The organism is Agromyces sp. H17E-10 (assembly GCF_022919715.1).
Taxonomy (GTDB): Bacteria; Actinomycetota; Actinomycetes; order Actinomycetales; family Microbacteriaceae; genus Agromyces.
In genome coordinates this window covers 763,061-783,968 of the sequence record NZ_CP095042.1, presented here as the reverse complement: position 1 = coordinate 783,968, position 20,908 = coordinate 763,061, and the positions used below count along the sequence as shown (strand labels likewise).

At 70.5% G+C, this 20,908-nt stretch carries 12 protein-coding genes; 11 read left to right on the top strand and 1 reads right to left on the bottom strand.

Going from position 1 to position 20,908, the window contains the following annotated elements; genetic code table 11:
* The first annotated feature begins 34 nt into the window (after positions 1–34).
* Positions 35–7,393 (top strand): IPT/TIG domain-containing protein, encoded by a 7,359-nt coding sequence (locus tag MUN74_RS03510; RefSeq protein WP_244855034.1) that lies wholly within the window; start codon positions 35–37, stop codon positions 7,391–7,393.
* Between the two features lie 45 nt (positions 7,394–7,438).
* On the opposite strand, the gene MUN74_RS03505 is transcribed toward MUN74_RS03510, so the two are convergent.
* Positions 7,439–7,798 (bottom strand): TraR/DksA family transcriptional regulator, encoded by a 360-nt coding sequence (locus tag MUN74_RS03505; RefSeq protein ID WP_244856338.1) that lies wholly within the window; start codon positions 7,796–7,798, stop codon positions 7,439–7,441.
* Between the two features lie 91 nt (positions 7,799–7,889).
* Between MUN74_RS03505 and MUN74_RS03500 the strand changes: the two genes are divergently transcribed.
* The 10 genes from MUN74_RS03500 (at position 7,890) to MUN74_RS03455 (ending at position 20,906) form a co-directional block, all read left to right on the top strand.
* Positions 7,890–10,352: a DNA polymerase III subunit gamma and tau gene (locus MUN74_RS03500; RefSeq protein ID WP_244855033.1), complete on the top strand. Its 2,463-nt coding sequence runs from the start codon at positions 7,890–7,892 to the stop codon at positions 10,350–10,352.
* Positions 10,353–10,355: 3 nt separating this feature from the next.
* Entirely contained in the window at positions 10,356–10,952 is a 597-nt protein-coding gene (gene recR, locus MUN74_RS03495; protein WP_244855032.1) for a recombination mediator RecR, read from the top strand.
* Between the two features lie 132 nt (positions 10,953–11,084).
* On the top strand, positions 11,085–11,468 hold the full coding sequence (locus MUN74_RS03490; protein ID WP_244855031.1) for a YybH family protein: 384 nt from the start codon (positions 11,085–11,087) through the stop codon (positions 11,466–11,468).
* Positions 11,469–11,662: 194 nt separating this feature from the next.
* Positions 11,663–12,937, top strand: coding sequence for an aspartate kinase (locus tag MUN74_RS03485; protein ID WP_244855030.1), 1,275 nt, complete (start codon positions 11,663–11,665; stop codon positions 12,935–12,937).
* A gap of 192 nt (positions 12,938–13,129) precedes the next feature.
* Complete coding sequence (locus MUN74_RS03480; protein ID WP_244855029.1) at positions 13,130–14,185, top strand: aspartate-semialdehyde dehydrogenase; 1,056 nt, start codon at positions 13,130–13,132, stop codon at positions 14,183–14,185.
* Between the two features lie 209 nt (positions 14,186–14,394).
* Positions 14,395–15,696, top strand: a complete 1,302-nt coding sequence (locus MUN74_RS03475) for an ABC transporter substrate-binding protein (RefSeq protein ID WP_244855028.1) — start codon at positions 14,395–14,397, stop codon at positions 15,694–15,696.
* Between the two features lie 2 nt (positions 15,697–15,698).
* Positions 15,699–16,670: a carbohydrate ABC transporter permease gene (locus MUN74_RS03470; RefSeq protein ID WP_244855027.1), complete on the top strand. Its 972-nt coding sequence runs from the start codon at positions 15,699–15,701 to the stop codon at positions 16,668–16,670.
* Complete coding sequence (locus MUN74_RS03465) at positions 16,667–17,614, top strand: carbohydrate ABC transporter permease (protein WP_244855026.1); 948 nt, start codon at positions 16,667–16,669, stop codon at positions 17,612–17,614. The genes MUN74_RS03470 and MUN74_RS03465 overlap by 4 nt, the downstream gene beginning before the upstream one ends.
* A 2-nt stretch (positions 17,615–17,616) precedes the next feature.
* Positions 17,617–19,473, top strand: coding sequence for an amylo-alpha-1,6-glucosidase (locus MUN74_RS03460; protein ID WP_244855025.1), 1,857 nt, complete (start codon positions 17,617–17,619; stop codon positions 19,471–19,473).
* 116 nt (positions 19,474–19,589) lie between these two features.
* Positions 19,590–20,906 (top strand): ABC transporter substrate-binding protein, encoded by a 1,317-nt coding sequence (locus tag MUN74_RS03455; RefSeq protein WP_244855024.1) that lies wholly within the window; start codon positions 19,590–19,592, stop codon positions 20,904–20,906.
* The last annotated feature ends 2 nt before the right edge of the window (positions 20,907–20,908 follow it).

Below are 20,908 nucleotides of genomic sequence, written 5' to 3'. Positions count from 1 at the left end.
GGGGCGTCGCAGCTGACTTCTGGGGGGACGTCATATGCCGTTCGCGCGCGCCCGCATTGCCACCGACCGGAAGCGCCGCGGCGCACACCGGGCAGCCGACCCGCGGGGGAGGCGGGCGATTCGCTGGCTCGCCGCGGTCGGCGTCGTCGCGCTGACCGCCGGGGGCGGCGCGATCTCGGCACAGGCCGCGCCGGGAGACTCGTCATACGCCGAGGGGCAGTTCCTCTCCGGGTCGCTGCTCGACTTCGTCGACCTCAGCGCCATCGCCGGCATCGACGGCGAGACCGCGTCGAGCGACGGCGTCACGCCCGAGACGAACTCGACGAACCTCGATCTCACGGCGCTCTCCCTGCTCAATGTCGACATCGGCGGCGGGGTGCAGATTCCGCTGAACTTCGCGAACGCCGGCGTCGTCGGCCAGTATGCGAGCGCGCAGACCGACGGTTCCTCGATCGGCGCCTCGGGGCTCATCTCCGACTCCGGCGCGATCGGCACCGGGATCACGCCCGCCCCCGGCGTCGCGCCCGGACCCCTGAGCATCGACCTCGCCGACCTTCTCGGCCCGGAGTTCGCCGCCACGATCTCCGACCTCGACGTGACCCTCGGGGCCATCAGCGCCAACGCCTCCGCAACCCAAGGCGGAGTGCCCGTGGGCGACTACGAGATCGCGAGTGCGACGGTCGTGGTCGACAGCCCGATCGTCGAGGGCATCACCGGCACGGTGGACGCTGCCGTCGCTGACCTGGACACCGCGGTCGACGGGCTCGCCGGACCGGACGGGTCGCTCGTCGACGGCGTGCTCTCGGCGGTCGACAGCGTGCTCGCCGTGGGCGGACTCGGAACCGCCTCCGCCACCGTCACGGTCGACCTGCAGGCCGCGGTCGACGGCGTGCTCGCCGTGCCGCTCGACTCCGGCGGCGGCGTGGTGATCGACCTCGAGGACGGCACCATCACGCTCGACCTCGATCAGTTGGTGGGCGGGCTCAACTCGCTCGACCCGAGCACCGAGCTGCTCTCGAGCGCAGTGCTCACCGAGGTCACGACGCAGGTTGCCGGGCTCATCGACGGACTCGTCGACGACCTCGACGCGGCGGTGACCAATGCGCTCAACAACGCGGCGGTCAGCGTGAACGTCAACGTGAACGCGGCCGGCCTCGTTCCCCTCGTGAACGTGACGGTCACCGGCACGCTGCTGCAGATCGCGAACGGCACCGCGACCGTCGGCATCACCGCTCTGGGCGTGCTGCCCATCACCGGCCTCACGCCGGCCGTCGTGCTCGGCACCCTCGGCCCGATCGTCGACGCGGTGATCGACCCCGACACCGGTGCACTCGGCACCTTCCTCACCACGCTGACGAACGACGTGCTCAACCCGGTCATCGACGACCTGAACCCCGCGCTGCTGCTCATCAACACCCTCGTCTCGCTGCTCGCGAACGTGCAGGAGCCCTCACCCGGTGTTGCAGGCCAGGTCTTCCAGGAGACGGCACTGCGACTGAGCCTGCTGCCCACGACGATCGTGCCGGAGCTGCTCGAACTCGACCTGGCCCGTGCACTCGTCGGCCCGAACCTCGTCGCCCCCGTACTGACGACGCTCACACCCGACGAAGGGCCGACGGACGGCGGCACGCTCGTCACGATCGACGGCACCGCGCTCGGCGATGCGACGGCCGTCACCATCGGTGGAGCTTCCGTGACGTTCAACCAGGTGAGCGCGTCGCAGATCACGTTCACGACGCCACCGCACGCCGCGGGCACGGTCGACGTGGTCGTGACCACTCCCGCCGGGGTTTCCGGGCCGCTGCCGTTCACCTACGTGCCGGCGCCGGTGCTCACGACGCTCACCCCTGACGAAGGACCGACGGCGGGCAACACGCTCGTCACGATCGAGGGCACGAACCTCGCCGGCGCGACCGCGGTGACCGTCGACGGCGCCTCCGTCGGCTTCACGCAGGTCGACGACACGCATGTGACGTTCTCGACCCCGGCGCATGCCGCCGGTCCCGTCGACGTGACGGTCACGACTGCCGGTGGTGAGAGTGATCCGCTCACGTTCACGTACATTCCGGCGCCGGTGCTGACCGACCTCGATCCTGATGCAGGTCCGGTCGCCGGCGGCACACCGGTGACGATCAACGGCACCGATCTGGCGGGTGCGAGCGAGGTGACGGTGGACGGGGTGTCGGTGCCGTTCACGCAGGTGAGTGACACGCAGATCACGTTCACGACGCCTGCGCACGCGGCCGGCCCGGTCGACGTGGTCGTGACCACGCCTGGTGGTGAGAGCAACGCGTTGCCGTTCACGTACTTCGATGTGCCGGTGCTGACGAGCCTCACCCCTGATGAGGGTCCGGCTGCGGGTGGCACACTCGTGACGATCGACGGCACCGCGCTCGGCGGTGCGACGCAGGTGACGGTGGACGGGGTGTCGGTGCCGTTCACGCAGGTGAGCGACACGCAGATCACGTTCACGACCGAGCCGCATGCGGCGGGCCCGGTCGACGTGGTGGTGACGACGCCCGGCGGTGCGAGCGATCCGCTCGAGTTCACCTACCTCCCCGGCCCGGTGATCGATGCCCTCGATCCTGACGCGGGTCCGGTCGCGGGCGGCACGCCGGTGACGATCACGGGAACCGACCTGGCGGGGGCGACCGAGGTCACGGTCGACGGGGTGCCGGTGCCGTTCACCCAGGTGAGCGACACGGAGATCACGTTCGAGACGCCGGCGCATGCGGCGGGTGCGGTGGACGTCGTCGTGACCACGGGCGGCGGCGAGAGCAACGCCCTGCCGTTCACGTATTACGACGTGCCGGCGATCGTCACGCTCGCACCCGATGAGGGTCCGACTGCCGGTGGCACGATCGTGACGGTCACGGGTACTGACCTCGCGGGTACGACGGACCTGACGATCGATGGGGTGTCGGTGCCGTTCACGCAGGTGGACGACACGACGGTGGCGTTCGAGACCCCGCCGCACGCGGCGGGCACGGTCGATGTGATCGTGACGACGCCGGGCGGTGAGAGCAACCCGCTGCCGTTCACCTACGTGCCGGCGCCGGTACTGACGTCGTTGGCCCCTGATGAGGGCCCGGTCGCTGGCGGCACGCCGGTGACGATCACGGGAACCGACTTGGCGGGTGCGACCGAGGTCACGGTCGACGGGGTGTCGGTGCCGTTCACCCCGGTGAGCGACACGGAGGTCACGTTCGAGACGCCGGCCCACGCCGCGGGTCCGGTGAACGTGGTCGTCGTGACCGCGGGCGGGCCGAGCAACGCGCTGCCGTTCACGTACTTCGATGTGCCGGTGTTGACGTCGCTGGATCCCGATGAGGGGCCGACCGCGGGTGGCACGCTCGTGACGATCGACGGCACCGCGCTCGGTGGTGCGACGCAGGTGACGGTCGACGGGGTGTCGGTGCCGTTCACGCAGGTGAGTGACACGGAGATCACGTTCGAGACCCTGCCGCACGCGGCGGGGCCGGTGGATGTCACGGTCACGACTCCGGGCGGTGAGAGCGATCCGCTGCCGTTCACCTACGTGCCGGCGCCGGTGCTGACGGCGTTGGCCCCTGATGAGGGTCCGGTCGCGGGCGGCACGCCGGTGACGATCACCGGCACCGACCTGGCGGGTGCGACCGAGGTCACGGTCGACGGGGTGTCGGTGCCGTTCACCCAGGTGAGCGATACGGAGATCACGTTCGAGACACCGGCCCACGCGGCCGGCGCGGTCGACGTGGTCGTGACCACGCCCGGTGGTGAGAGCAACGCGTTGCCGTTCACGTACTTCGATGTGCCGGTGTTGACGTCGCTGGATCCCGATGAGGGGCCGACCGCGGGCGGCACGCTCGTGACGATCGACGGCACCGCGCTCGGCGGTGCGACCGAGGTCACGGTCGACGGGGTGTCCGTGCTGTTCACGCAGGTGAGCGACACGCAGATCACGTTCACGACCGAGCCGCACGCGGCGGGACCGGTGGATGTCACGGTCACGACTCCGGGCGGTGAGAGCGATCCGCTCACGTTCACCTACGTGCCGGCGCCGGCGCTCACGGCGCTCACGCCCGATGAGGGCCCGGTCGCGGGCGGCACGCCGGTGACGATCACGGGAACCGACCTCGCGGGGGCGACCGAGGTCACGGTCGACGGGGTGTCGGTGCCGTTCACCCAGGTGAGCGATACGGAGATCACGTTCGAGACACCGGCCCACGCGGCCGGCCCGGTCGACGTGGTGGTCACGACGCCGGGCGGGGACAGCAACGCGTTGCCGTTCACCTATTTCGACATGCCGGTGCTGACGAGCCTCACCCCTGATGAGGGTCCGGCTGCGGGCGGCACGCTCGTGACGATCGACGGCACCGCGCTCGGCGGTGCGACCGAGGTCACGGTCGACGGGGTGTCCGTGCCGTTCACGCAGGTGAGCGACACGCAGATCACGTTCACGACCGAGCCGCACGCGGCGGGACCGGTCGACGTCGTGGTGACGACGCCCGGCGGTGCGAGCGACCCGCTCGAGTTCACCTACCTCCCCGGCCCGGTGATCGATGCCCTCGATCCTGACGCGGGTCCGGTCGCGGGCGGCACGCCGGTGACGATCACGGGAACCGACCTCGCGGGGGCGACCGAGGTCACGGTCGACGGGGTGCCGGTGCCGTTCACCCAGGTCAGTGACACGGAGATCACGTTCGAGACACCGGCCCACGCGGCCGGCGCGGTCGACGTCGTCGTGACCACGGGCGGCGGTGAGAGCAACGCCCTGCCGTTCACGTACTACGACGTGCCCACGCTCACGGCGCTCGATCCCGATCAGGGCCCGATTGCGGGTGGAACCATCGTCACCGTCACGGGTACCGCGCTCAGCGGTGCGACCGAGCTGACGGTCGACGGCGTCCCCGTGCCCTTCACCCCGGTGAGTGACACGATGATCGTGTTCACGACGCCACCGCATGCCGCGGGGCCGGTCGACGTCATCGTCAGCACCCCCGGTGGCGAAAGCGGGCCGCTCACCTTCACCTACTTCGCTACGCCGGCGCTGACGAGTCTCGACCCGGACGCGGGCCCGGTGGCGGGTGGCACCCCGGTGACGATCACGGGTACGGCCCTCGGCGGTGCGACGGAGGTCACGGTCGATGGTGTGCCGGTGGCGTTCACGCCGGTGAGCGACACCGAGATCACCTTCACGACGCCGGCGCATGTCGCGGGTGCGGTCGACGTAGTCGTGACGACGCCGGGCGGTGACAGCAATGCGTTGCCGTTCACCTACGTCGCACTGCCGGCGATCACGGCGCTCGTGCCCGATGAGGGCCCGACGGCGGGGGGCACGATCGTGACCGTCACGGGCACGAACCTCGGTGGCACGACGGAGCTCACCATCGGCGGGGTGTCGGTGCCGTTCACCCAGGTGGACGACACGACCGTCGCATTCCAGACGCCGTCGCACGCAGCCGGCCCCGTCGACGTCGTCGTGACGACGCCCGGCGGGTCGAGCAATCCGCTGCCGTTCACGTACGTGCCGGCGCCGGTGCTCACGCTCCTCGACCCCGACGAGGGCCCCGTAGCGGGCGGTACCCCGGTGACGATCACCGGCACCGACCTCGCGGGAGCGACCGAGGTGACGGTCGACGGTGTGCCGGTGGCGTTCAGCCAGGTCAGCGGAACCGAGATCGACTTCACGACGCCGGCCCACGCGGCCGGAGCGGTCAACGTGGTCGTGACGACCGCGGGAGGACCGAGCAACGCGCTGCCGTTCACGTTCGTGGCGGCACCGGTCCTCACCGCTCTCGCGCCGGACGCCGGCCCGGTCGCCGGTGGAACGCCCGTCACGATCACGGGCACCGCACTCGGCGGCGCCACCGCCGTGACCGTCGACGGGGTGCCCGTGGCCTTCACGCAGGTGAGCGACACGGAGATCACCTTCACGACCCCGGCGCACGCCGCGGGTGAGGTCGATGTGGTCGTGACGACCGCAGGCGGTGCCAGCAACGCGCTGCCGTTCGAGTACGTGCCGGCGCCCATCCTCACCGGCCTCGCGCCGGACCAGGGGCCGTCGGCCGGCGGGACGCCGGTGACGATCACGGGAACCGACCTGGGCGGTGCGACCGAGGTGACGATCGATGGGGTGCCGGTGCCTTTCGTGCAGGTGAGCGACACCGAAATCACCTTCACGACCCCGGCACACATCCCGGGGACGGCCGACGTGGTCGTGACGACGGCGGGCGGCGACAGCAACGCGCTGCCGTACCTCTACATCGTCGCCGCGGGCCTCGACACCCTCTCGCCCGACGAAGGACCGACGGCGGGCGGCACGCTCGTCACGATCAGCGGCTCCGATCTCGCGGACGCGTCGGGGGTGACGGTCGACGGAGCGCCGGTGGCCTTCACGCAGGTGAGCGATACGGAGGTGACGTTCACGACTCCGCCGCACGCCGCCGGCACGGTCGACGTGGTCGTCACCACTCCTGGCGGGGCGAGCAACGCGCTGCCGTTCACCTACGTACCGGCTCCCGTGCTCGACGCCCTCGAGCCTGACGCGGGGCCGATCGCGGGCGGCACCGCCGTGACGATCACCGGCACCGATCTCGGTGACGCGACCGGCGTGACGATCGGCGGAGTCCCCGTGCCGTTCACGCAGGTCAGCGACACGGAGATCACGTTCGTGACCCCGGCGCACGTGGCCGGCCCCGCCGATGTCGTCGTGACGACCGTCGGCGGCGAGAGCAACGCGCTGCCGTTCACGTTCGTCGCCGTTCCGGCGCTCACGAGCCTCGCCCCCGACGAGGGGCCCGCCAGCGGCGGCACGGTCGTCACCATCACGGGCGCCGATCTCGGGGATGCCTCGGAAGTGACGGTCGACGGGGTTGAGGTGCCGTTCACCCAGGTGAGCGACACCGAGATCACGTTCGTCACCCCGCCGCACGCCGCCGGGGCGGTCGACGTGGTGGTCACGACGCCGGGCGGCGCGAGCGGCCCGCTCGAGTTCACCTATCTGCCGGCGGCGATCGACGACGTCGAGCCTCCGACGGGACCCGCCGCAGGCGGAACCGAGGTCACGATCGCCGGCCAGTGCTTCACCGGCGCGACCGATGTGCTCTTCGGCGACACCCCGGCGACCTCGTTCGAGGTGGTCGATGACGGCACGATCGTCGCGGTGGCCCCGGCGGGCACGGGAGTCGTCGACATCACCGTCGTCGGCAGCGAGCAGTGCGGCGAGGCGAACCTGCCCGACGCGTTCACCTACCAGCCGACGCCGACCCCGGCGCCCACGCCGGGCGCGCCGTCCGGCGGCATGGCGGCGACGGGCATCGACCTGATCGGTCCGCTCGCACTCGGCGGCGGGGTGCTCCTGCTCGGGCTCGGGATGCTGCTCGTGGTGCGTCGCCGCTCGGCTCGCTCCTGAGATCGGTGGCGGGTGCCCGGCGAGGATCGCCGGGCACCCGCCTCGTCACCGCTCGAGGCGGGCGCAGTCGATGCAGAGCGTCGCGGTCGGACGGGCGTCGAGGCGGGCGACGGTGATGCGCTTGCCGCACCTCGCGCAGACGCCGTAGGTTCCGTCGGCGATGCGGGCGAGCGCGTGGTCGATCTCGGCGAGCTCCGACTGCACGTCGGCGAGCACGGCGGTGCGCTGCGACCACTCCTGCGTCATCGTCGGGCCCTCGGGGTCGTGCTCGTCGTCGGCGCTCGCCTCGGAGCGGGCGTGGCGCACCTCGCTCATCTGGTCGTCGAACTCTGCGGCGCGCTCCTGGGCGTCGGCGCGCTCGGCGAGCAGCCGGGCCTGGAACCTCTCGAGCTGAGCCGGGGTCATCGTCGTCACCGTGATCACGCTCCTTCCGTCCGTGCATCGTACGCCCGAGGCATCCGGATGCCGTGTCGGACGCGGCAACTACGATTGATGCGTGGTCACCGCCCTATATCGCCGCTACCGGCCAGAGACGTTCGCCGAGATGATCGGCCAGTCCCAGGTGACGGAGCCGCTGATGACGGCGCTCCGCACCGATCGGGTCAATCACGCGTACCTCTTCAGCGGCCCGCGCGGGTGCGGCAAGACGACGTCCGCGCGCATCCTCGCGCGCTGCCTCAACTGCGCTGAAGGGCCGACGGATGCTCCGTGCGGGGTGTGCCCGAGCTGCATCGAGCTCTCCCGTGGTGGTGGCGGGTCGCTCGACGTGGTCGAGATCGACGCCGCGAGCCACGGTGGTGTCGACGACGCCCGTGACCTGCGCGAGCGCGCCATCTTCGCGCCGGCGCGCGATCGCTACAAGATCTTCATCATCGACGAGGCGCACATGGTGACCTCGGGCGGGTTCAACGCGCTGCTCAAGATCGTCGAAGAGCCGCCCGAGCACGTGAAGTTCATCTTCGCGACGACCGAGCCCGACAAGGTGCTCGGCACGATCCGCTCGCGCACGCACCACTACCCGTTCCGGCTCGTGCCGCCGGCACCCATGCTCGAGTACGTGCAGCAGCTCTGCAACGAAGAGGGCATCTCGGTCGAGCCGGGCGTGCTCGCGCTCGTCGTGCGAGCCGGCGGCGGGTCGCCGCGCGACACGCTGTCGCTGCTCGACCAGCTCATCGCGGGCTCCGAGGGCTCGGCCATCGACTACGAGCGCGCCGTCGCCCTGCTCGGCTACACGCACGGCGCCCTGCTCGACGAGGTGATCGACGCGATCGGCTCGCACGACGCCGCCGGTGCGTTCGCGGCGGCCGACCGCGTGGTGCAGACCGGGCAGGATCCGCGGCGCTTCGTCGAGGACCTGCTCGAGCGCCTGCGCGACCTGATCGTCGTGGCGGCGTCGACGCCCGAGGCCGCCGCCGCGGTGCTGCGCGGGGTGCCCGAAGACGAGCTCGCCCGCATGGCCGTGCAGGCGCGGGCGTTCGGCCCCGCCGAGCTGTCGCGCGTCGCCGACCTCGTCAGCCAGACGCTCACCGAGATGACGGGGGCGACCTCGCCGCGCCTGCACCTCGAACTCATGCTCGCCCGCGTGCTCGTGCCCGCGAGCGACGACACCGCGCGCGGGGCACTCGCACGCGTCGAGCGGCTTGAGCGCCAGGTCGGCGCCGGGGGAGCGGCAGCGAGTCCCGCGGCCGCGACCGAGACGGTCGATCAGAGCGCACGTCGGGCCGATTCGCCCGCTCGACCCGCCGCGGCGAGCGTTGCGGCGGAGCCGGCACGTCCGTCGCGTGGCGCGGAGCCGATGGCCGAACCCGCCCGCGTGGCGGAGGTGCTCGAGGCCGCCATGCCCGAGCAGCGCGCGGCCGCCGAGCGACCCGCGGCTCCCGAGGCACCTGCCGCTGCCGAGGCATCGGCCGCTGCCGCCGAACCGCCGACCGCGCGTGCGACGGCGGACGCCTCTCCGACGGCGCCGGCGTTCACGCGGCCGAGCGGGCCGATCACCGTGCAGCAGATGCGCGACGCCTGGCCCGAGGTGCTCAACGTCCTCCAGCGCAAGAAGCGCACCGCGTGGATGGCCGCGCTGACCGCGCAGGTGCTCGAGTACCGTACCGACGAGGCAGTCCTCGTGCTCGGCTTCACGAGCGCCGGTGACGTCGAGGGCTTGCGCAGCGGCACCGGATCGCAGAACTCGGCGGAGCTGCTTCGTGCGGCGATCGACGAGGTGCTCGGCGTGACGGTCAAGTTCATCCCTCGGGTGATCGGCGGCGGCGGGCCGGGTGGTGCAGCTCGGCCCGAGACGCCGTCGGCGCCGCCCTCGCGTCCGGCCGGAGACGCCGGCACGACTCCCGTCGCCGCACCGGCGACCGCAGCCGGCGCCACGGGGGCGACCCGGTCAGGCACCTCGGCGTCGGAGTCGACTTCGGCGGCGGACCTGGCGCCGAGCACGACGAGCGCCGGGGCGTCGGCACCGTCGGGTCCCGTCGATTCCTGGGCGACCGTCGCCATTCCCCGCGATCCCGAAGGCGACACCGACGCAGCCTCCGTCACGCCGACCGCCCGAACCGCGACGGCGCTCGCCGAGCGGCCCGAATCCACGCCTGCCGAGCAGACGACACGGCAGACGGCGACGGCCGTCTCCGCCGCTGCCCGTCCGGTCGCTGCGGGCGACGTGCCCGACTACGTGCCCGACGACGCTGATGCGCCGCCCGCCGACGACGAGCCGCCATTCGACCCGGGCCCTGAGCCCGAGTCGTTCGACTCCGCGCCGCCCGTCGCCCCGCGTTCGGCGTCGGCCGAGCCCGCCGTCGCGGCACGCGCGTCGGCGCCGAGCCGACCGCGACCGGCCGCGTCGACCACCGACGGCGGCATCCAGCGGTACGGCGAGGCGGTCGTGCGCGAGGTGCTCGGCGCGACCTTCCTCGAAGAGATCGAAGTGCCCGGTCGCGGGTTCGGGGAGCGTGCGTAGCCCGTGTACGAAGGCATCGTCCAAGAACTGATCGACGAGCTCGGCCGGCTGCCCGGCATCGGGCCGAAGTCCGCCCAGCGCATCGCGTTCCACATCGTGCAGACCGAGCACTTCGACGTCTCGCGGCTCGCCGAGATCCTGCTGCAGATCCGCGACAAGGTGCGGTTCTGCGAGATCTGCGGCAACGTCTCCGAGCAGTCGACCTGCTCGATCTGCCGCGACCCTCGGCGCGACCCGTCGTACATCTGCGTCGTCGAGGAGGCGAAAGACGTGGTGGCGATCGAGCGCACCCGCGAGTTCCGCGGGCTGTACCACGTGCTCGGCGGCGCGATCAGCCCGATCGACGGCATCGGCCCCGACGAGCTGCGCATCCGCCAGCTCATGCAGCGGCTCGCCGACGGCTCCGTCACCGAGGTCATCATCGCGACCGACCCGAACCTCGAGGGCGAGGCGACGGCCACCTACCTCAGCCGACTGCTCACCACGCTCGAGATCAAGGTCACGCGGCTCGCCTCCGGCCTTCCCGTCGGCGGCGACCTCGAGTACGCCGACGAGGTCACCCTCGGCCGCGCGTTCGAGGGGCGTCGCGTCGTCGGCTGATGTCGCACGCACCGGTGGTCGAGCAGCGACGAAGAAGCGTATCGAGACCCGTCACCGTCTCGATGCGGCGCTGCGCGCCTCCTCGACCGATCGGCGGTTGACGCACGCATGGGGCTCGCGTAGACCGGGGTCATGAGCGAGACGACGAACGAACCGGCATCCGATCGCACCTCGAACTGGGTCGACGGCTACGTGCGGGCCTGGCGCAGCAACGACCCCGACGACATCCGGGCCCTCTTCACCGTCGACGCGGTCTACCTGCTCGCGCCCGACGCCGAACCGCTGCGCGGGCACGAGGGCATCGTCGCGGGCTGGCTCGAGCACGCCGACCAGGACGGCGAATGGTCGTTCGAGTGGAAGCCCCTGCACGAGGCATCCGATCTCGCCTTCGTGCAGGGCCGCACCGAGTACCCGGCTGAGCGCGACTACCTCAACCTGTGGGTGATCCGGTTCGCGCCCGACGGGCGCGCCACCGAGTTCACCGAGTGGTACATGGCGCGCGACCACAGCGAGTAGGCGGGAGGCGGGGGCGGGGTCTCGATACGCTTCGCTCCTCGACCACTGGGGCTGCGCTACTCGACCGACCGCCTTGCCCGCCCGTCCGACGGCTGACGTCACATGGCGGGGCGCGCATGCGCGCCGCCGTATGATGAAGCAATCCGACGACGGGCCCGTCGGCCCGCGCGCGCCCAGAACCCCCTGGAGGCCCCGTGAGCTTGATCGTGCAGAAGTTCGGCGGGTCGTCCGTCGCCGATGCAGAGAGCATCAAGCGGGTCGCCAAGCGCATCGTCGAGACGCGCAAGGCGGGCAACGACGTCGTCGTCGCGGTCTCCGCCATGGGCGACACGACCGACGAGCTGCTCGACCTCGCGAACGAGGTCACGCCGATCCCGGCGCCGCGCGAGCTCGACATGCTGCTGTCGGCCGGCGAGCGCATCTCGATGGCGCTGCTCGCGATGGCGATCAAGAGCATGGGCCACGAGGCGCGCAGCTTCACCGGCAGTCAGGCCGGCATGATCACCGACGCCCAGCACGGCGCCGCCCGCATCGTCGACGTCACCCCCGTGCGCCTCCGCGAGGCGCTCGACGAGGGGGCGATCGTGATCGTCGCCGGGTTCCAGGGCTTCAACCGCGACACCCGTGACATCACGACCCTCGGCCGCGGGGGCAGCGACACGACCGCGGTCGCGCTCGCCGCGTCGCTCGACGCCGACGTCTGCGAGATCTACACCGATGTCGACGGCGTCTTCACCTCCGACCCGCGCGTCGTGAAGAAGGCGCACAAGCTCGACCGGATCACGAGCGAGGAGATGCTCGAGCTCGCCGCATCGGGCGCGAAGGTCCTGCACATCCGCGCCGTCGAGTACGCACGCCGCCACGGCGTGACCCTGCACGTGCGTTCGTCGTTCAACAACAACGAGGGGACGATCGTCTACGACCCCTCGCGTCTTCCCGAAGGAGCAGCTGTGGAAGAGTCCGTCATCGCCGGTGTCGCGATCGACCTGTCCGAGGCGAAGATCACGGTCGTCGGCGTTCCCGACAAGCCGGGCGCCGCGGCGAAGATCTTCAAGATCGTCGCGGGCACGAACGCGAACGTCGACGTCATCGTGCAGAACGTGTCGGCCGCGGCGACCGGCCGCACCGACATCTCGTTCACGGTGCCGAAGGCCGACGGCGAGAAGGCGCTCACGGCGCTCGCCGGCGCGCAGGACGCGATCGGCTTCGAGGCCCTGCAGTACGACGACCAGATCGGCAAGCTCTCGCTCGTCGGCAATGCGATGCGTTCGGCCGCCGGTGTATCGGCGAAGCTGTTCGAGGCGCTGTACCAAGCGGGCATCAACATCGAGATGATCTCGACGAGCGAGATCCGCATCTCGGTCGTGACGCGCGCCGACAGCGTGCACGCCGCGGCGCGTGCGGTGCACACGGCGTTCGACCTCGACGGCGACGACGACGCGGTCGTGCACGGCGGCACGGGTCGCTAGCGAGACGGATGCCCCGGGGTGGTCGTCGTACGCGAGTCGAAGCCCTGCCACTCCAGCGGACGTCGGCCGCCACGCGGCATCCCGCCCCGTTTGCTGAGAAAGCTGCCAATTCAGGAGGGATTCGCGCAATCCTGCCGGAGCCGCCTCCGATGTCCTGCAAACTGAAATGAACTCGAAGAGCAAGAGGGTGACATGAGCAATGGTGTGAACATCGGCGTCGTCGGCGCCACCGGCCAGGTCGGTGCGGTCGTGCGGCGACTGCTCGAGGAGCGCGACTTCCCGGTCGGGCAGATCCGCTTCTTCGCGTCGGCGCGCTCGGCCGGCACGACGCTGCCGTTCAAGGGCGAGGACATCGTCGTCGAGGACGCCTCGACCGCCGACCCCACGGGGCTCGACCTCGCGATCTTCTCGGCCGGTGCCACCCTGTCGAAGGCCCAGGCGCCCCGCTTCGCCGCGGCCGGCGTGACGGTGATCGACAACTCGAGCGGCTGGCGCATGGACCCCGAGGTGCCGCTCGTCGTGAGCGAGGTCAACCCGCACGCGATCGACGAGGCCAAGAAGGGCATCATCGCCAACCCGAACTGCACGACGATGGCCGCGATGCCCGTGCTCAAGGTGCTGCACGACGAGGCCGGCCTCGAGCGTCTCATCGTCGCGACCTACCAGGCGGTCTCGGGTGCGGGCCTCGCCGGCGGCGAGGAACTGCTCGAGCAGGCCAAGGCCGCGGTCGCGCAGGACGCGATCAACCTCGTGCACGACGGCTCGGCGGTCGAGCTCCCGGCGCCCGCGAAGTTCCCGCGGCCGATCGCGTTCGACGTGATCCCGCTCGCCGGCTCGATCGTCGACGACGGCGACCTCGAGACCGACGAGGAGAAGAAGCTCCGCAACGAGAGCCGCAAGATCCTCGAGCTGCCCGGCCTGCTCGTCGCGGGCACGTGCGTGCGCGTGCCGGTGTTCACCGGTCACTCGCTGTCGATCCACGCGGAGTTCGCGAACCCCATCACGCCCGAGCGGGCGACCGAGCTGCTCGCCGAGGCGCCCGGGGTCGAACTGAGCGAGGTGCCGACGCCGCTCCAGGCCGCCGGCACCGACCCGAGCTACGTCGGCCGCATCCGCCAGGACCAGTCGGCGCCGGAGGGCAAGGGTCTCGTGCTCTTCGTCTCGAACGACAACCTCCGCAAGGGCGCGGCGCTGAACGCCGTGCAGATCGCGGAGTTGGTGGCGGCGAAGCTGCCGGCGAGCGTGTAGCCGGCTTCACCCAGCACGAAACGGATGCCCCGTGGCCGACCCGGCCACGGGGCATCCGTCGTTCTCGGGAGCGCCGGTTCGCCCCGTTGCGCGTTCGTGACCTCGCACACCTTGACGCGATTGAGTTTTGTATACAGAATAATGACGAGCAATCCCCCTCACGCCGGCTCATCGCCGGCCCCTCCTGCAATGACGAAAGAGGTAGCGGAATGGCCCGCTCGAACTCGAAGATGAGGCGCCTGCTGGCGATCGGTGCTGCGAGCGCCGTCGCGATCGGACTCGCGGCGTGCAGCGGCGGGGGAGGTGCGCATGACAAGAACACCGTGGTGTGGTCGACCTGGGGTTCGGCCGATGAGCTGACCCGCTACAAGGAGTTCAACGCGGAGTTCATGAAGCGTCACCCCGACATCACGGTGAAGTTCCAGCCGGTCGCGGGCTACGGCGACTACCACTCCAAGCTGCTCGCGCAGCTCGCGAGCAACACGGCGCCCGACGTGTTCTACGTCGGCGACGACCAGATCGGGCAGTTCGTCGACTCGGGCCGACTCATGGACATGACGAAGCTCATGAACTCGAAGGACAGCCAGACGAAGCCCGACGACTTCTTCCCGGGCCTGTTCGGCGCAGCCGAGAAGGACGGCGAATACTACGCCGCACCGAACGACGCGAACCCCGACGTGCTCTGGTACGACAAGGAGACGCTGAAGGCGGCCGGCATCACCGAAGACCCGGCGACCCTCGCGGAGAACGGCGAGTGGACGACCGACAAGTTCCTCGAGATGAACGACGAGCTGAAGGCCAATGGCGTCGCCGGCACGCTCTTCTGGAACTACTGGGCGACCCACTGGAGCTGGCTGTCGTCGCAGGGCGACCCGGCCCCGTACGACGAGTCGGGCGCCTTCATCGCGAACGAGGACCCGCAGACCGTCGCCGACGTGCAGACGCTCGGCGACTACTTCGCGGACGGCAAGTTCGTCGTCGCCGACACGCTGCCCGACGGTGCAGGCGCCGACAGCCTCTTCGTCACGGGCAAGGCCGGCTTCTTCGTGCAGGGCCGGTACACGATCGGCACCGTCGAGGCCGCCGGCACCGCCGATCAGGTCGACATCGTCCGGTGGCCCACGCCCGACGGCAAGGAGGCGCCGACGGGTGTCGCGACGAGCTTCCTCGCGATGAACGAGAACACGAAGTCGAAGGACGCCTCGTTCACGTTCTGGACCGAGTTCCTCTCCGCCGAGGGCCAGAAGTTCCGCCTCGCGGGCGGCGGCAACGCCGTGCCCTCGATCAAGGGCGCCGACGAGGTCGTGCTCGAGGACGACTACCCCGAGCACGCCAAGACGATGCTCGAGATGCGCGACATCGGCTTCGAGGACTACCCGGCCGAGGCCGCGATCCCGAGCCTCGCGACCGACATCAGCGAGCTCTTCCAGAAGCTCTACGAGGGCAAGGCCGACGCGCAGCAGACGCTCGACGCCGCCGCCGACCTCGTCGCGGAGAAGCAGGGCGAGTAAGCGTGAGCCAGATCGCTTCCGGCGAGCGGATGCTGCAGGACCTCCCTGCGGCATCCGCTCCGCCCCGGCGCCAGCTCCGCAAGGAGTCGGCGTGGCGCCGCCGCGACCGGCGCTGGGGATTCGTCTTCGTCGCGCCCCAGCTCATCGGCATGGTGCTCTTCGTCGTGCTGCCGTTCGCGGCGAGCCTCGTGCTCGCCTTCACGAGCTGGGACGGCCTGGGCGAACTGACCTGGGTCGGCTTCGAGAACTTCACCGCGCAGTTCCAGGACGACCTGCTGTGGCGCTCCATCCTGAACACCCTGATCATCGCGGTGATCACGGTGCCCGTCGGCCTCGGCCTCGCGGTGATCATCGCGGTCGCGCTCGAGAAGCTGAAGACGCGCACGCTCTACCTCATCCTGTTCTTCGCCCCCGTCGTCACGTCGACCGTCGCGGTCGCGATGATCTGGCAGCAGATGTTCCGCTCCGACGGCGTGCTGTCGACCGCGATCTCGAAGATCTTCGGCATCGCCCCGCCCGACTGGCTGCAGGACCCGAAGCTCGCGTTGCTCGCGGTCTGCATCGTCGCGATCTGGGCGTCGCTCGGCCTCAACGTGGTGATCTTCCTCGCGGGCCTGCAGAACATCTCGCCCTCGGTGATCGAGGCGGCCCGGATCGACGGCGCGGGCCCGTGGACGCTCTTCACGGCCATCCGCCTGCCGTTGCTGTCGCCGATCGTCTTCTTCTCGTCGGTCGTGGCGTTCATCTCGTCGCTGCAGACGTTCGACATCGTCTACGTGCTCGTATCGGGCGGTGGGCCCGACAACGCGACCCGTACGATCGTCTACCACATCTACGACCTCGGCTTCGGGCGGTTCGAGTTCGGACCGTCGAGCGCGGCGAGCATCATCCTGCTCATCCTCACGCTCATCATCACCGCGATCCAGTTCGGCGCCCAGAAGAAGTTCGTGCACTACGAGGACGACCCCGCATGAGTCTCACGAATCCCAGCCTCGCCGACGGCTCGGTCGCCCCGCCGACCGACTCGACCGTCGCCATGAGCGCGCCCGGCTACGCGCCGCGTCCGACCGGTGCGCGCACGGGCGGGGGCAAGCGCCGGCTCGGCTCGACGATCCTGCACATCGTGCTCATCATCGCCGGCATCTCGATGGTGTTCCCGTTCATCTGGATGCTGCTCACGTCGTTCAAGACGCTGCCGCAGCTGCTGCAGGATCCGCTCTCGTTCCTGCCGCAACCCTGGACGTTCGACAACTACGTCGAGGCGTGGAACGCCGTGCCGTTCGGCCAGGCGTACGTCAACAGCATCTACATCGCGGTGCTCGTCGTGGTGGGCACGCTCATCACGGCGTCGATGGCCGGCTACGCGTTCGCCCGCATCCCGTTCAAGGGCAGCCGGGTGCTGTTCATCGTCTTCCTCGCGACGCAGATGATCCCCGCGCAGGTGACGCTCATCCCGTTCTACCTGCTGATGTCGTCGTTCGGCTGGGTCGACTCGCACCTCTCGCTCATCGTGCCGGCCCTGCTCGCGAACCCCTTCGCGGTGTTCCTCATGCGCCAGTTCGTGCTGAGCCTGCCGAAGGAGCTCGAGGAGGCTGCACTCGTCGACGGCGCCGGCCGCTGGCGCATCTTCTGGAGCGTCGTGCTGCCGAACCTGAAGCCGGGTCTCGCGGCCCTCGCGATCATCACCTCGCTCGGTGTCTGGAACGCCTTCCTGTTCCCGCTCGTGCTGCTCAACACGCCCGACCTGTTCACGGTGCCGCTGCTGCTCACGAGCTTCCAGGGCCAGTTCGGCTCGATCAACTACGGCCTCGTGATGGCGGCCAGCGCGATCTCGACGATTCCGATGCTCATCGTGTTCGTCATCGGACAGCGCCGCATCCTCAACAGCATGGCCGCCTCGGGACTGGGAGGACGATGATCTTGGCCGGTCGAGCAGCGAGCGCCAGCGAGCGTATCGAGATCACCCCCGAGAACCTGGCAGCCCTCGCCGGTCGCCACCTCGACCTCGTGCAGGCCCCGTTCACGCTGCCGCGCTCGCGCGTGCTCGTGTTCCGGGCCGATCGCTCCGAGGTCGTCGAGCGTGGGGGCGTCGTCACCCCTGCTTCGAGCCTTCGGGTGCACACGTCCGAGTACGAGCGCTGGCTCGACGACTGCCGGGTCATCGACGAACTGACGGTTCGGGATGCCTCGGGGTCGGCGTTGCCCGTGACGGCGGTGCTGCCGCACGCGATCGAGTTCGGCGGGGGAGCGGCGACGCTGACGTTCGCCGGGCCCGGTGCGCTGTCGATCGGCCTCGGTCGGTCGAGTAGCGACGAAGGAGCGTATCGAGACCACCGCAGCGAGGGTCTCGATACGCGTGCTCCTTCGTCGCGCGCTACTCGACCGGCGGAAGAGGACTCGATCGACGGTCTCTCGGTCGAGTGGACGACCCCCGACGGAGCGCGAACCCGGGTCGAGCTCACGCCGGAGGCGCCCTCGGTGCGGCTGCGCATCGGCTCCGACCGCGGCGTCGACCACGAGGCATCCATCTCGCACCGAACCGATCTCGAAGCGACCGAGGCCCTCTGGGCCGACTGGTTCGCGAAGTGCCCGATCGTGCGCGACGACCTGCAGCAGATGGCCGCGTTCTGCTGGTGGGTGCTCGGCGCGAACATCGTCGAGCTGCCCGGGCTCGGCGACGCGCGCGGCGTGGTGCCGTCGAAGATCGGCTACGTCGGCGTCTGGCAGTGGGACGCGTACTTCATCGCGATGGGCCTGCGACACGGCGACCCGGCGCTCGCGCGCGAGCAGCTCGAGATCGCGTTCCGCTATCCGAGCGAGAACGGGCAGTTGCCCGACGTCGTGCACGAAGAGGGCGTACTCGCGACGAGCGACGACCTGCCGCAGGCCGACCGCGACCGGTTGCGGCGTGCGGGGTCGCAGATCGCCGACCCGAACGCACCCGTGCCGCTCACGAAGCCGCCGCTCGCGGCCTGGGCCCTCGCGAAGGTGCTCGAGGCCGAGGACGCACCCGACTGGGCGCGCGAGCAGCTCGCGACGATCCGCCGGTCGCAGGACTGGTGGTTCGCCGGCAGCGACCTCGACGGCGACGGCATGCCCGAGTACGGGCACCCGTACTCCTCGGGGCTCGACGACAGCCCCATCTTCGACGGCCCGCTGCCGACGACCGCGCCCGACCTCGGCGCGTACCTCGTGCTGCAGGACCTCGAGCTCGCCCGCCTCGCCGAGCGCTACGGCGCCGATGCCGCGGGCGACCCGGCCGCCCACCGAGAGCGCGCCGCCCGCACGCTCGAGCTCCTGCTCGGACTCTGGAACGAGGCATCCGGCCGGTTCGAGGCCCGCGCCGCGGGTGCGGCGGTCGCGAGCGACGCGATCGTCGGCTTCATGCCGCTCCTGACCGGAGCGCTGCCCGAGCCGGTGCTCGACGCGTTGATCGAGGCGCTCGGAGACCCCGAGCGATACGCCCTGCCCTGGTCGGTGCCGACGGTCTCGGCCGCCGACCCCGACTTCTCCGCGACGCGGATGTGGCGGGGGCCGGTGTGGGTGAACACCAATCGGCTCATCATCGAGGGGCTGCGGGCCTCGGGGCGCGACCACCTCGCGCACGACCTCGCCGAACGCACCGTCGCGCTCGTCGTGCACGGCGGCGGGCCGCACGAGTACTTCAACCCGCTGACGGGAGAGAAGGCGCCGACGGCCACAACGGCCTTCGGCTGGTCGGCGGCCCTGTTCATCGACCTCGCGGTCGAGCTCTCGGCTTCGGCGTCGGTCGAGTAGCGACGAAGGAGCGTATCGAGACCACCGCCCGCGGCATCCGTGGTCTCGATACGGCGCTGCGCGCCTGCTCGACCGACGGACACGAACCATCATTCACAACAGACAAGGAAGTCCAGATGAAGTCACGCACCCTGCTCGCCCCCGTCGTGGCCCTCGGCGCCGCGGCACTCCTCGCCGGCTGCGCGATGGGCGGCGGCCAGCCGACCGGCAGCCAGGTCGTGCTCGACCCCGACGCGAAGGTCGACGGCGAGATCACGATCTGGTCGTGGGACGTCGCCGCGACCGCGCTCGAGCGGCTCGCGCCCGAGTTCGAGGCCGAGCACCCCGGCACGAAGATCAACGTCGTCGACGTCGGCTACGACAACGCCTACGACAAGCTCTCGGTGGGCCTCCAGGCGGGCAGCGGCCTGCCCGACGTCGTCACGGTCGAGACCGACCGGGCCCCCGGGTACATCAACGAGTTCCCGACCGGCCTGGTCGACCTCACGCCCGCCTTCGGCGACGACGAGGCCGACTTCGACCCGTTCAAGTGGCAGGCGCAGTCCGACGCCGACGGCGCGCTCAAGGTCGTGCCGTGGGACTCGGGCACGGTCGGCCTCTTCTACCGCGCCGACTACTTCGACGAGGCGGGCATCGACCCGACCACGATCGAGACGTGGGACGACCTCGTGGCCGCGGGCGAGCAGATCAAGGCGAAGACCGGCCACACGCTCATGTCGCAGGATGTCTCGACGGGCGGCGGCTTCCAGATGCTGCTGCAGCAGCAGGGCCAGGGCCTGTTCGACGAGAACGGCGACATCACCGTCAACTCGCCCGAGGCCGTCGAGGCGCTCACGCTGCTGCAGACGATCAACGAGAAGGGCCTGCTCAAGAACGTCGACGGCTGGGACGGCCGCGTCACGAGCGCCAAGGACGGCGACTCGGCGGTCACGCCCGAGGCGGTCTGGTGGATCGGCACCCTGCAGGGCGACGCCCCCGAGCTCAGCGGCAGCTACGGCGTGACCGAGCTGCCCGCGTTCGAGGACGGCGGTGTGCGCACGTCGAACAGCGGTGGCTCGGGCCTCGCGATCCCGACGCAGGCGAAGAACCCGCAGCTCGCCGCGGCGTTCATCGACTTCGTGCTCGCCGACGCCGACAACCAGGCGTCGATGATGGAGAACGAGGGGCTCTTCCCGTCCTACCTGCCGGCCCTCCAGGGCGAGTACTTCGCGACGCCGCAGGAGTACTTCGACGGCCAGCCCGTCTACGAGCTCTTCGCCGAACAGACCGCGAACATCCCGCCGATCACGTTCACGACCGACAACGCCGAGGCGAGCGACATCGTCGCCAACGCGGTCGTCGCCGCCGTGCTGAACGGGGCCGACCCGCAGCAGGCGCTCGACGACGCTGCGAAGCAGATCGCCACCGCGACCGGTCGCGAGATCGCCGAGTAGCC